The organism is Prosthecobacter algae, assembly GCF_039542385.1.
GTDB lineage: Bacteria > Verrucomicrobiota > Verrucomicrobiia > Verrucomicrobiales > Verrucomicrobiaceae > Prosthecobacter > Prosthecobacter algae.
This window is the reverse complement of sequence record NZ_BAABIA010000009.1, coordinates 114,931-128,307: the sequence shown is the minus strand read 5'-3', so window position 1 is coordinate 128,307 and position 13,377 is coordinate 114,931. Positions and strand designations below refer to the sequence as shown.

The 13,377-nt window shown below is 57.4% G+C and carries 7 protein-coding genes; all 7 read right to left on the bottom strand.

Features of this window, described 5'->3' with window-relative positions:
• Window positions 1-10: 10 nt before the first annotated feature.
• Window positions 11-1,432 (bottom strand): hypothetical protein, encoded by a 1,422-nt coding sequence (locus ABEB25_RS19830; RefSeq protein WP_345738179.1) that lies wholly within the window; start codon window positions 1,430-1,432, stop codon window positions 11-13.
• Window positions 1,433-1,486: 54 nt separating this feature from the next.
• Window positions 1,487-2,425: a GNAT family N-acetyltransferase gene (locus tag ABEB25_RS19825; protein ID WP_345738178.1), complete on the bottom strand. Its 939-nt coding sequence runs from the start codon at window positions 2,423-2,425 to the stop codon at window positions 1,487-1,489.
• A 54-nt stretch (window positions 2,426-2,479) separates the two neighbouring features.
• Window positions 2,480-3,904 carry a DUF1501 domain-containing protein gene (locus ABEB25_RS19820; protein ID WP_345738177.1) on the bottom strand — a complete coding sequence of 475 codons (1,425 nt, stop codon included), beginning with the start codon at window positions 3,902-3,904 and terminating at the stop codon, window positions 2,480-2,482.
• Window positions 3,905-3,980: 76 nt separating this feature from the next.
• Window positions 3,981-6,227 carry a WD40 domain-containing protein gene (locus tag ABEB25_RS19815; protein ID WP_345738176.1) on the bottom strand — a complete coding sequence of 749 codons (2,247 nt, stop codon included), beginning with the start codon at window positions 6,225-6,227 and terminating at the stop codon, window positions 3,981-3,983.
• A 55-nt stretch (window positions 6,228-6,282) separates the two neighbouring features.
• Window positions 6,283-8,526, bottom strand: a complete 2,244-nt coding sequence (locus ABEB25_RS19810; RefSeq protein ID WP_345738175.1) for a PPC domain-containing protein — start codon at window positions 8,524-8,526, stop codon at window positions 6,283-6,285.
• Between the two features lie 5 nt (window positions 8,527-8,531).
• On the bottom strand, window positions 8,532-10,742 hold the full coding sequence (locus ABEB25_RS19805; RefSeq protein ID WP_345738174.1) for a DUF1549 domain-containing protein: 2,211 nt from the start codon (window positions 10,740-10,742) through the stop codon (window positions 8,532-8,534).
• Between the two features lie 68 nt (window positions 10,743-10,810).
• Window positions 10,811-13,300, bottom strand: coding sequence for a PVC-type heme-binding CxxCH protein (locus tag ABEB25_RS19800; RefSeq protein WP_345738173.1), 2,490 nt, complete (start codon window positions 13,298-13,300; stop codon window positions 10,811-10,813).
• Window positions 13,301-13,377: the final 77 nt, after the last annotated feature.

Sequence of the window (13,377 nt, the reverse complement as noted above, 5' to 3'; positions counted from 1 at the left end):
ATTGGTTAGGTTAAGGTGCGCTCTTTAAGGTGCTGAGCATTTCCAACAAATGATCGGTGAGGATGGTGGAAGTGTCCTCCTGCACTTGATTGGTGCCCAGCCAGGTTTCGTAGCCGCCAAGGGGGTGTTGTTCTAAAGTGGGGAGGTATCCATGACGGGCATTGGCCAGGCCGATGACCATCGTCTGGGGGAAGGGGCTGCGCTTTTTCAGATCCAGTCCAATCTCGACAAAGGTCTCAAACGGGATGCCGCAGATGGCAAAGTCGCCGATGCGCAGGGCTTGGATTTTCACGGTGATTGTTTCCTCCGGACGCTCTGCAGCGCCGATGACGTTGCGGGCATAGTTTTGGGCCAGGCGTGGGAGCTGGGCGATGGCTTCCTTATCCTTTACCGCCAGCACCGCTTGGGCCTCTGCCACTTGTTGAGGCGTGGGCCGACGGAACTTGAGTGTGACTTCTTTTTGCAGCATGCCAAGCTGGATGTCCGAACGGTGTTTGCCAATCTTTTGGTGCGCTAACCAGGCGGTGTCGGCAGCCTTTTGAGCGACGATACGGATCTGCTCAAAGGGCTCGCGTGGGGGACGAGTCACGCCAAAAGGGATGTTATTGATGTCGCCAGAAGTGCCATTGGACATCATGGCCATAAAACCCTCATCAGAGCGCATTCGCGAGGGCATGATGCGAGCAAATTCACCAAAGTAGTCGGCTGACATCTGCCCCTGAGGAGCCCCGCCTACATAGTGCAGGGAGTAATTGGCAAAGAGGGCCAGGGCCTTGCGTTTTGTGTCTTGGACCGAGAGAATAGTGATGTCAGGATCGGTGGGGCCAGCGGGGCGTGCCAGGACGTCTGGGCTGGTGCCTGGGTTGGTTTTGACCTTGTCCAGGCGGCCAAAGGGATTCAGCGGCATCTTGCCATCCTTCACATACCAGCGACGGTTGAAGACTTCATCTGGCAACGGGTGGGCTGCCGCCCCGGCCGCCGCTGGGCGGAGGGCTGCGTGAGCCTGGATGATGGCAGCGGCGGTCCCTTGTACAAACCTTTGGTAATACGCGGCGGCGGCCTCGCTGCGTGTATTCAGGGAGGGGCCACTGTGCGTGTGGGTGGAGCAGATGAGCATCTTGTCTGCCGGGATTCCTGTCTTGGTTGAGGCGATGGCTTTCACTTCATCCAGCACGTCCGGGCCTGCTCCTAGATTGTCCACCACCACAAGGGCCACCTGCGTGATGCCATCTGACAAGACGAGTGCGCGAGCATGAAAGGGATCGTGCGCTTTCTCAGCCATGTTGGCGCTGAAGCCCCCCGGCATGTTCAGGGGAAACTGCTGAGGGGTAATGTCCACCGCTGCGGCTCCGGCTTGGAGGTCTGGTTTTTCCGCTGCCTGCGTGACAACGGAAAACGTGAGCAGGCCCAGGAAAAGGACGATTGATTTCATAAGGGTGAACAAAGCTGGAGCATCAGAAACTGAGAGCCTTTAAGGAGGTGAGACTCACGCGGATTCTGGGAGGAAAGTTGGAAAGGCGAATCCTGTCGTTGGTAATGGCGCTGAGGTGCATTGGGCCACATGGAGTTCCACGTTTCTTCCACCCCAGCGGTAGAGGGTTTTGACAAGCCCTGGGGCTAAGCAAGGAACGAGGATAACGGTGGATTTACCCCTCAAGGTATCGAGTGCCTGCCAAAGAAGAGCTGTAGCAGCTTTTTCATCTGTCACCGCGCCAGGGCCGATCATGCTGGAGGATGGATGCACGCTGACAACCATGTAGCCGGTGAGCTCACCCACGGCATTTTCTTGCACCAAGACGCGCCAGTCACCCACGTCATTGCGCAGGAAAAAATGGAAGTCTTTTTCACGACGAATGCCCTGGGTGGCGAACTCAAAGTCTGCGATGCGTATGGCATCTTCAACTTTGGCGAGACGCACTCGCTCATGGCCCTCGGGGGCTGGAATGGTTAGGCCGGTTTCAGGGACATTAAACAGTACATCCTGAAAGATGGCCCCCGGTATAAAACCAAGACGTGTGTAGAGCGAGAAAGAGTCCAGATTCAGCAAGCTGGAGACGAGCCGAGCCCGTTTTCCAAGGCCCAGAGCTTTGTCCAACGCGGTCTGCATCATCTGGCGTGCGATGCCCTTTCCCGCCGCTTCAGGCGAGGTAGCCACGATGCCGATGGAGAGGTGGGTTTCCCTCTCATGGGTGAAGCAGATGCCTAGAATGGCCTGAGTCACATCATCACGCACAGTGATGGCTTCGACAGGGTCCAGCGCTTCGTAAACTTGGGGAAAGAGCAGGAAGGGTGCTGGGCTGTCACCAAAGCGGGCTCCTTGGCCAAGACGGCTCTCATACCACTGGACCAAGGAACGGTGAAGCAAGCCTGCGACGGCCTCATGATCGGCTGAACTTAAGGGGCCAAACTGAAGAGTGTGTGACATGATCAAAACTAGAACAAACCCTCGAGCTTAGCATCTGCAACTGGCCTGCAAGTTTTAAGCGATCAATTCTGGGATGGGCTTGCCATGATCCACGATGGGCGTGGGGCGCCCGTTGAAGTCATTGATGGTGACTTTGGACGAATCAATGCCGAGGTGGTGATAGATAGTGGCGAGGAAATCACCCGGTCCGCATGGGCGCTCGATGACGTCTTCACCACGCTTGTCCGTGGCGCCAATAATGCCGCCAGTCTGGATATTGCCACCTGCCCAGATGTTTGAAAAGGCGCGTGGCCAGTGGTCGCGACCTGGCTGCAAAGTGCCTGCGGGGGCACTTGCATCCCCAGCACCAGTGCTGCGGTCAAAGCTGATCTTCGGTGTGCGACCGAACTCACCCGTGACGACGACGAGTACCCGCTTGCTGAGACCGCGAGCGTAGATGTCTTCAATCAGAGCCGAGACGGCGCGATCATAGTTGGGCATGCGGAAACGCAGGGCTTCAAACTGGTGATGGTTCACCGCATGGTCATCCCAATTACTCACTCGACCGCAGAGGGGGCCGCTGAGGCTGCTGGTGACGATCTCCACGCCTGACTCCACGAGACGTCGGGCGAGCAAGAGTTGCTGGCCCCAGCGGTTGCGGCCATAACGGTCCCGTGTGCGAGTGTCTTCTTTACTGAGGTCAAAGGCATCGCGGGTCTGGGGATTGGTAAGCAGGGTGACGGCTTGAGATTCAAATTCATCCAAAGCTCCCAATTCGCCCTCGCGATCAAAGGCACGCTCCATCTTGTCTAGGCTTTTGCGCAGGGCCACACGGTCACTGAGGCGCTTCATCTCAGCATCATCGGAAAGGCCGATATTTGGCACCTGGAAGTTGGGGCGGTTCGGGTCATCACTGACCCCAAAGGGGGCATAGGCATCGCCCAGATAGGCGGGGCCATTGTATTCCAGGGGCGGATTGACACCGATGTAGTTAGGCAGCGGATTCGAGCGTTTGCTGTTTTTGGAGCGAAGGTAATGCGCCACAGACATCCAGTCAGGCAAGCGGGGTTTGGGCTTGTCCCTTTCATCGGAATCTCCAGAAAGCATCTGCATGGATCCGGCAGGGTGCCCGCCAGCTTTCTGGTTCATGGAGCGGAGGACGGTGAACTTGTCTGCAATCTTGGCCTGCATGGGCATCAGTTCAGTGAACTGGGTGCCAGGCACTTTGGTACTGATGGTTTTAAACGGTCCGCGATACTCGCTGCCGATGTCAGGTTTGGGATCGTACGAATCCACGTGGGAGAGGCCCCCAGGCAGCCAGACCATGATCACGGCGGTGCGCTCGCTCTGCGGTTTCAGCGCATTTTCGGCCCGCAGACGCATCAGCCCCGGAAGCCCAAGAGAGGCAAAGCCTGTGAGGCCGATCTGCATGAATCCTCGACGAGAAAATTGGGGGCCCGCACAGCGGATGATCGAGGGGGATTCAAGAAGCGATGACATGAGAAAAAAACGTGTGATAGAACGAGACTTTATCGGCCTATGTGAGCCGGGATAACCAAAAGGTGAGAATTGCTCTTTAAGGTGAATTGGCCCCAAACGAAGCGAGTTCTTTGCCGCTGGCACCGTCCCACAGACGCAGCAGGCTGTCTTCACCGCCAGCGATGAACAAGGCCCCGCTGGGCGTGCTGGCGGCGGCTTGCATGAAATTGGGCAGATTCGCGATGGAGCGGACCTGCGCGCCTTCATCCGTCACCACTCGCACTAGATTGTCTCCAGCGGCGGTGATGAGTTGATTGGTTGCGCCGATGTATTGGAGGGAGGTGACCTCCTTGGTCCAGCCTTCGATCTTCTTTTTGCGTTCGCCGAGGTTCATGTCCCAAGTCATCACCACCCCATCTGCACCTGCGGTGGCTAGCACTCGACCATCGGCACGGAAGTCCACGCACATGACGTGATGGGTGTGACCTTCGAAGAGGTTCACTTGTTTTCCCGTACTCACATCTGTGACTTTGGCGATCTTGTCCGAAGCTCCAGAAGCTAGGCGCTTGCCGTCCGGGGAAAAATCGAGGCTCAGCACCGCATCTTCATGGCGGTCTTTCCAGCTTTGAGTCGCCTTGCCCGTCAGAACATCAAAAAGCAGGATGTCTCCAGAGCGAGACAGCTCACCGCCGCCTGTGGCCAAGGTCTTGCCATCCGGACTGAAGGTCACGGCATTGACGCGATCTGCAAACACCTGCGGGGCCTGGTCGCCGCCCAGTGTCCGCTCCAGTGCCCACCGTGGTGTGGCCCCCGCATGGATCTGCACGGTTTGGCTGGCGATAAAGGAGCCGTCAGCAGCCTGGACTAAGGTGGTGGTGGGAGATGCCGTGGCCGTTTCCTCCGCCAGAGGTTGACCCGAAGCCACGGCCCAGACGCGCAGGGTGCGGTCATCAAACCAAGCCGCGACTCGTTGGGCATCAGTGGAAAAAGCCAGGGCCAGAGGCTTGGCGGTGCTCTTGATCAGCTTCAGCGCGGCTAATTCAGCGGTGGCTTTGTCCTGGATCTTTTTTGAAGCTTCGATGGCCGTGTTTCCTGAAGTCAGAGTGGTGGCGTTTTTGCTTTTGGAGGCCGTGATGCGCTGCACCTCTTCCTCGGCATCTTTGACATTGCTGTCGGCTGCGGAAATGGCTGAGAGGACAGAAGTCTCTGCGGTGGTGGCGGTGATGAGTTTGTCCTGGGCATCCTTGAGCTGTTTTTCATGGCCAGCATAGGCCTTGCCTCCGGGCAGGGCGGCTATTTTGGCCTGGACTTCGTCCACTCCTTTTTTGGCGGCAGCTTTGGCATCCGTCGCAGGCTTGAGTCCTTTCTGCTTTTCTGGAAGAACTTTCTTCATGGCCACGATGGCTTCATTGGCCTTTTTGAGAAGCTCATCCAGGGCTTTGTTCTGCGCTTCGATTTTGGTGTTCTCAGCTTTGTGAAAGGCTTGCTCTAAACCCTGTGCTGCAACAGCCCAGTTCAGCTCGGCGGTTTTCTTGGCGAGCGCAACCGTGCCGCGAAGTTCAATCAATGGCTTTGCCGTTACAGCATCCCAGACACGCACGGAGCCATCGGCACAGCCTGTGGCGATCTGTTTTCCATCACCGGTAGCGGTATGGCTGGTGAAGGTCGTTTTGGCTGCATCGGCCAGCTTTTTTAGAACGGCGGCTTCGATAGGACTTACTGCCTGGGCTGGCAGTGGAGTGGCTTGAGTGGGGGCAAGATGCCAGATTTTGACTTCTCGGAAACTCCCGCTAGCGAGACGTGTGCCATCCGTGCTGAAGGCTAGGGACTGAACCATGGCACGATGTGCCGTACCGTCTTTCAAATTCGGATCTGTGATCTGAGTGATGAATTGGCGGGTGGCCAGATCGTAAACGAAAATTTGGTTAGACCTGCCGCAAGCGGCATAGCGTCCATCTTGGCTCACGGCCACACTGTAGATGGGATGTATGCCTGCGGCGAGAGGTTGCCAGGCGACGGTGCGCTGCTGCTGGGTGGAACTCTTTGCTCCCTCATTGATCCACTGGGTCAGCATCGCCACTTCCTTCGGCGTGAGATTGACGGCACCCGATTTGTTGTTAGCGGGAGGCATCTCTAAATCGTTTTGATGCAGGGAGGCCAGCACCACGAGGCTTTCGGCACCTTTGCCTGGAATGATGCTGGGGCCGGACTCGCCGCCTTTTTTCATCATCTCTGGAGTCTCCATGTCCAGGTCCGCCTTGGTGGTGGTCTTGTTGTGGCAGGAGATGCAGTTGGCTTTGAGAAAAGGATGGATGTCTTGATAAAAGTCGAGCTCCCCAGACATGCCCTGAGAGGCTGCTGCGAATGCGATAAGGGGAAGTAATTTCACAGACATAGGGTTACGGTTTAGCGGTGGAGATAGCTACCCCCGTGGCAGCCTTGACCGAGATGTGGATGGGCCGAGAGACGATGATGTCCACAGTGTCCTTCGGTTCAGCGACAGCGCTGACGGATTTCATGCGCTTCACGGCATCTGCCATGAGGGCCTCGGCTTGCTTCTGTTTTTCTGCTGCGACCTTGGCGGCTTGGGCATCGGTGGCAGCCAGTTTTTTAGCTTTGGCAGCCGCCGTGGTGGCCAGTTGTTCTGCCTTCTTTTGTTCGGCCTCCATCAACGGTACAGTCGCAGGGTTGTAGCGGTACTTGCTCACTCCACTGCCATAAAGGGCAAAGGTATAGTCACCGGGGGCTGTTTTCAACGCAGCTAAATCCAAGGTCAGTTCAGCGGTGGTGGCCTTGACGGGAATATCCACTTCTTTGAGTGTAGTGAAGCCTTCTCCATAGGCCTTCAGCTTGATTGAAGTGCCCGTAAATTCGTTGTGCCAAGTGATCTTCAGCGGGATATTCAGCGTCTCGCCCACCTTAGCTTCCCACACTTTGTGTTCAGCCACTTCGATGGTGATGGGTGCGTGCTCAGAGTCCGTCACAGAGACAGGAATGTCCGCCATCAGGCGCGGGGCTGGGATCTCGCCTTTCGCATCCTTTACAGGCCATTCCATGCTGGCAAGACGGCATGGGCGGGTGACTTCCTTGCCATTTACCATGGCTCGGCCAAACAGGTTTGCGATGGTAAAGCCGGGTTTAGCATCATGAGAGGCGCTGAGGATGAGATGACCCATCGACTTGCCTTTGGCAATTTTGAGGCCCTCCGCAGTCACACCAGCGGGCAGGTTATCCATGGCAATGTGGATGTCGCCGTCGAAGCCATCGCGCCGCTGAACCACGACCTCAAAAGCGCGAGACTCACCCGCGCGAAGGGCCATGGGTTTGGAAAGGGCGGAGCGGTCTCCATTGCGTAAGGTCATGTGCACAGCCCAGGCGGCCAAAGAAAAATCCGGTGTGGCTTGGCGCACAATGAGCCGGTAAATATTGCCTGCCTCGCTGCGTGTCCCGCCGAAGAGATCACGCACTTGGAGCCGATAGGTTCCATCTTCCTTGATCTCAAATTTGCCATTCACGTCGGGAGAGCCTGCATCATAGGGCGGGCCATCGTAGGAGTACCCATTGGTGGAGACCTTCATTGGCGGGGCGATGTCGTAAAGCTCTGCCACGTCGCTGAGGGTTTCCTTGCCTGCGGTCTGGGTGACATGCTGCACCAGGACAAAAGGGTCTGTGTTTAAACCAAGACGCTCAGAGGCCACCTCCACCCACCAAACTTCGCCTTTTTTGGCAGTGAATTCATAGGTATCCACATCGGCTGCGGGGAAAAAGCTGCCTGCGAGGTCGCAGGGGAGGGCGATCTTTTGGGCTTGGACAGCTTGATTGTTAGGCTCAGTTTCCTGTGCTGTTGCCTTAGCGGCTAGATTCATAGGTGGCCAGGACATGGCGCTCACGGTTTGAGTCTGTGGCTGGCGCGGGGCAGGGACGTTCTGGGCCACTTCCTGAAGAGCCAGCCGATAAAAGTGCCGTTCGCCTCCTTGGAAGGTGAGGTCGCTTACCTTGATGTGGTAACGTCCATTCTCAGGTGGGGTGAAGTCCAGCACTCCACCCGTGCGATTGACCATGAGATCACGGCCCTGGGCATCGGCCAAAATCACCACCGGAGTCAGTCTGGAATCAATGCCGATAGCGGCGCAGTCCACGGCTACACGTTGACCTTTTTTGCCTTCAAAGGCATAAAAATCCACAGCACGTTTGGTCATCGTTGCATTGCAGATGGAGTTCGCGGGAAGAGCCATCGCTGTTTCGAGCGTGTTGTTAGGCTTGCTGCGGGTGATCTCTGGCAGTTGGCTAACGGAAAAGGCGCGGACAGAGGAGACTCCGAGACGGGAGATGACCCGTGCATCATAGACGCCAGGAGGAACATCGGCTGCGATGCTGACCTTGAACTTGTTTGGCAGAGCTTTGCCGTCCGGGCCCGTGAGCGGTTGTGCGGTGATTTTGGGATGAGAAAAAAGCAGGGCGCTGATGTCCTCCACCGACTCACTGCTCAATGTCACTTCGATCTGGCTGCCAGCCTGGCCTCCCATCGGCATGAGGGTGAGCAGGTGTGGTAAGGGAAGGGTAACCTGCTGGGCGGGGGAAGTGCCAGCTAGTGCAAGGCCTAAGGTGGCCAGTGCGGCTGAAAAGGATGTTTTGAGAAGCATGGCGGTTAGTGGTTGTAGAGAAACTCTTTGGTATTCAGCAGGGCCCAGATCAAATCTTCGTACCCTTGTCGGCGTGCTCTTTGGGAGTCCAGAGCTTTGCCTTGGGCATCGGCACGAGGCTTGGCTAAGTGAGTCTCAGCGATGCGCACTTCATCGGCGGTAGGCTCACGCGAAAAGGCGGCTAGGTACAGCTCGCGGATGCGTTTGGGCTCCGGTATTTCCGCCTTCGAAAGCACATCGGCACGGCCATTGTTAGTCACCAGCTTGGCCTTCACATCCGAGGCATTCATCAGGTGCAGGCTCTGGGCGAGGCTGGCCGACTGCACGCGCTCGCATTCACACACACTGGCACCTTCTGGACGGCCAAAGACTTTGAGGAAGGCGGAGGCGCGGTTGTAGCTGTTGTCTGGCAGGGAGATGGCGCGGGTGCCTGGAGGCAGGTCGGCAAAGTCGGACTTGGCACCTGTGATGAGGTCCATGGCATCCAGCAGCACCTCTGCCTGCATGCGTTTGGGATAGTAGTGGGAGAAGTTCTGGCGATCCACCGCATTGTGCTCATTGGGCATGGCCGAAAGCTGGTAGGTATGACTTTGAGTGATGACCCGGACGACGGCCTTCAGATCGAAACCACTCTCAATAAAGTGTTTGGCTAGGGCATCCAGCAGTTCGGGATTCGTGGCTGGATTGGTATCCCGGATGTCATCTTCAGGCTCGACCAGGCCCCGTTTGAAAAAGTGTTTCCAGTAACGGTTGGTGAGGGATTTGGCAAAGAATGGGTTGGACGGTTGGCTCATCCAATCCGCCAGTTTCAGGCGCGGATCTTCATCGGCAGGAATATCAAGAGTGTCGCTGCCGAGCGCAGCAGGTTTCACGGGCTGACGAGTCTTTTTATTTTCAGTCTGGGCAATGCCACGTTTGTGGAAGATGAGGTCCTCCCCAGCGATGGCCGTGGGCTTGCGGCCGACCTGGCTGAAGAAGGCTGATAGACTGTAGTAGTCGTGCTGGCTCCAGCGCTCAAACGGGTGATGATGGCACTGGGCGCACTGCATGCGCACGCCGAGGAAAAGCTGGGCCACGTCCTCCAGTTGCTGTGTGGGTTCCTTGACCCGTTTGTACCAGGCCACGGGAGGATTCGAAACGATGGTGCCCGTGGAGGCGAGGATCTGGCGAACGATCTCGTCATACTTTTTGTTCGCCAGGAGGCTGTCGCGCATCCAGGCATGGAAGGCAAAATTGGCGGTGATGTCGGCGGCATCATCCCGTTTGTTTTTCAGCATGGCTGTCCACTTGTTGGCAAAGTAGTCTGCATAGTCGGGGCTGCTGAGCAGAGACTCGATGAGGAGGTCCCGCTTGTTGACTTCCTTGCTGCTGAGAAAAGTCTTGGTTTCTTCGAGAGTCGGCAGCCGACCCGCGATATCCAGCGAGACACGACGGAGAAAGGTGGAGTCATCACAAAGCGCAGAGGGCGGAACCCCGATTTGCTTCAGATTGGCGAAGACATAACGGTCAATGAAGTTCTTCTCTGGCGGGAGTATCTCCACTGGGGCTCCCAGCGGAATGGAAACACTGAAAACAGAGACAAGGCCGGAATAGCGCACCATCACGGCCACATTGCCGGGGATGTCCAGGGTCTTGACGTGTCCGTGGTGGTCAGCCTCGGCCATGCTTTTGTCATTGGCCTCATAGAGGGCCATGTGGGTGACATCGCGCGTGCTGCCATCGGAGTAACGGGCGGTGACTTTCAGTTGCTGGCCCGTATGCACCTTCATTGAAAGGCGTTTAGGCTCCACCTCAATGCTGGTTACCTTAGGATCTGTGGGCTGGGCATACGGCATGCCTTCGCTGATCCAGCGGACCAAGGTCTTGTACTCTTCGGAGTTAGGCTCCAGTTTTTTACCGCCACCGTGAGGCACGATGTTGGCGGCTTTCATCACCAGCAGGCTTTGCTCGGGGGCTGGTGGGAAGACACGTCGACCTTTGCTTTCCTTGACGATGTGTTCGTAATCTTCTTCAGGCTCAAAACCCAGCAGCGAAAGACGGAAGCCGCGCTGGCCCATGCCTGCCTTGGCGTGGCAGCCGCCAGTGTTGCAGTCGGCCTTGGTTAAGATGGGCTGCACATCGTTGATGAAGTTCAGTGGGCGGGGAGAACCGGCTCCATGGATCGCACTCGCGAACAAGAAGGTCATCCAGGCTATGAATCGGACTTGGAGCTGCATGAGAAGATAGCTACGGTGAAAAGAAGGCCGATCTTTAGAGGGAGGTAAAGATGGGCGGTCAAAAAGGCTCAGGGTGTTGTGCCGGCCTCGGTTGAAGATTTGGTTAGAAAAGCTAGCAGGTCGCGCAGTTCGGCATCCGTGAGGGATGCCACAAGACCTGCGGGCATGAGCGAGGTTTTGAGCTCTGTGCGGCTGACGATGTCGGCTTTCTGGAAGGTCCGTTCCTTGCCCGTGAGGTCCCGATACACCTCCGTGCTGGAAGATCTGAGCAGGATACCGATGAAGTCTGTGCCATCGGCCAGTTTCAGTTGGGTGGGATAAAACTGCGGGGCGACTTCGCGGTGCGGCTCCAGAATGCTGCGCAGGAGGGCGCTGCGATCTCCTTGCTGAAAAACCAGGCTGAGGTCTGGCCCCACCACATTGCCCCGGCCACTGTGGCGATGGCAGTTGGCGCAGAGCGCGACCTTGGGGTGGAAGAACAGTCGGCGTCCATTTTCGGCATCTGCTTTTCCAGGCAGGGAATCCAGCAGTCGTAGCCAAGCGGCGGTGTTCTCAAAGATAGGGCGCTGCGGATTTAGGGCAAAGGTCTTGTCTTCTGGGGTGAAGCGAAGTGCCCGTTGAGCTTCTTGAGCGAGGGGGGATGCCGGGTGGCTGGAAAGGGCTACGAGCAGGCTTTGGTGCGCTGGCAGGGAAGAGGTCGAGAGGCCTTGGATGGCCTCTGTTCGCAGGGCGGCGGGTTGATTTTCGTCCCGGGCCAGTTCGGCCAAGATGGCTCGGGCATCGTCAGCATTCTTAGCCGCCAGACTGCGCACCACTTCCAGGGATAGCTGGTCGTCTTTCTGGCCCAGGAGATCGCGCAGCAGTGCGATGGTGATTCGTTTATCTGCCACCGGGGCCAGACGCAGGGCGTAGCCTTTGATCTTTGCTGGAGTGGCGGTGTCGAGGATGCGTCCCACGAGGACTTCAGGATTGGTGACCCCGGCGCCCGGTTCGCCTCGAAGGGTATTCCAAGTGGCCAACGCCGCTTCAAAGAGGCGGTAATCAAGGGTGGGATCTGCTAGCATCTTTTCGACATCGGCAGCAAAGGAGATGAGCACCGCATCCGCAATCCAGCGCAGGCATTCAAAGCGGATTTCAGGATCGGGATCGCCTAACAAAGAGCGTACCCATTTTTCTTCGACCAGATCGGTCCGGCGCAGGGCCACCAGGGCCCAGACACGGTCGGCAGCGGGCAAAGCCTGGAAGGTTTCTGGCGTCCAGTTTTCACGGGCCAAGGCGGTGAGCGCTGCATCTGAGAGATACGCATCCTTCCCACGCGCATGGCTTAGCAGCTGGGTCACGGACAGTTTGACCTGTCCGCTGCGCAGACCTTGGGCCAGCTGGGCGGCGGCATTGGGCGCTTCGGCGGAAGGTTTCAGCCAGGAGGCTTTGGTGGCATCAATCTCCAGTTTCCAGAGGCGGCCTCGCGCATGAATGGGGTAGGAGCTGAAAACCCAGTCCGTCATGTAAAAGCTGCCATCCGGCCCCTGCGCCATGCAGACAGGCCGGAAGAAGTCACTGCCGCGCAGCAGTTCGATCCGCTGCGATGTATAGCCTGCACCCTGGCGCGTGAGGGGAAAGTAGTCCACACAGTGATTGCTCCAAGAGGGAATGAGGACACCTCCGCCCAGTTCCTTAACGGCACAGGGCCCTTCACCACAGGGATGCACCATGCCCAGTGTGCCGCGCAGTTCCCCATTCCAGGCGACAAAGGGGTGCACCGGGGCACTCCCATACACCCACTGGAAACCGTAGTCAGCCCCCTCCACGATATTGAGCAGGCGACAAGGTGGGCGGCTGCCGGGATCGTTTTCGGCGGCGAATATTTCGCCATCCTTGCGTACGAGGAGGCCGAAAGGATTCCAAAAACCACGGGCGATCCGACGCATCTTCTTCCCCTCTGGAGTACAGCGGAAAATACCGCCTTCGCCTCGTCCGCTCACCTTGGAGCCATCGCGGGCGGTGAGAGTCCAGTCCTTGCCGAAGTTTTCGCCCAGGGCAAAAACGAGGCCACCATCGGGATGCCAAGCCATGCCGCTGAGGCCGTTGTGCGGGTAGTCGGAGACCGTGTCCAGCGTGGCGAGATTTTCTTCCAAGTCCCCGACACCGTCTGCATTCGTATCCTTCACACGGAGGATGCGGGATCTCTCGGCGAGATAGACCCAGCCATCACGGCCTAACTGAAGGTTCATCGTAGCCTGGGTCTTGTTGTAAAACACCCGTCTGTTTTTGCCCTGCGCATCAAAGGTCAGGATCTCATCGTGAGCCGGACCGGTGTAGCCTTCCGGGCGAAAGTGGGTGTGGCAGGCAATCAGCCAGATTTGCCCCTTGGCATCCACATCAATGCCCGTGGGCGTTACCAGCTCGGGATGCTCGGCTAGCAGGGTAAGTTTGACCCCTGGCTGCAAGACCTCAATTTGAGGAAGGACCTCGGCTGGCACGACGGGCATCTTCGGTGCCTCGACTGCCCATAGGGTGGACTGGAGGAGAAGAAGGCAGGAGAGAGACAGGCGCAGCATGAGCCTTATACGGGCGGCCACAGGGTGCTTTTGAACAACAAATGCAGATGTTTTGAAGTGGTCACAGAAACATGTGC

Bases quoted from the DNA above. Each gene is read 5' to 3' on its own strand.
- ABEB25_RS19800 (WP_345738173.1), bottom strand. From the start codon at position 13,300: ATGCTGCGCCTGTCTCTCTCCTGCCTTCTTCTCCTCCAGTCCACCCTA.
- ABEB25_RS19805 (WP_345738174.1), bottom strand. From the start codon at position 10,742: ATGCAGCTCCAAGTCCGATTCATAGCCTGGATGACCTTCTTGTTCGCG.
- ABEB25_RS19830 (WP_345738179.1), bottom strand. From the start codon at position 1,432: ATGAAATCAATCGTCCTTTTCCTGGGCCTGCTCACGTTTTCCGTTGTC.
- ABEB25_RS19815 (WP_345738176.1), bottom strand. From the start codon at position 6,227: ATGTCTGGGGAGCTCGACTTTTATCAAGACATCCATCCTTTTCTCAAA.
- ABEB25_RS19810 (WP_345738175.1), bottom strand. From the start codon at position 8,526: ATGCTTCTCAAAACATCCTTTTCAGCCGCACTGGCCACCTTAGGCCTT.
- ABEB25_RS19820 (WP_345738177.1), bottom strand. From the start codon at position 3,904: ATGTCATCGCTTCTTGAATCCCCCTCGATCATCCGCTGTGCGGGCCCC.
- ABEB25_RS19825 (WP_345738178.1), bottom strand. From the start codon at position 2,425: ATGTCACACACTCTTCAGTTTGGCCCCTTAAGTTCAGCCGATCATGAG.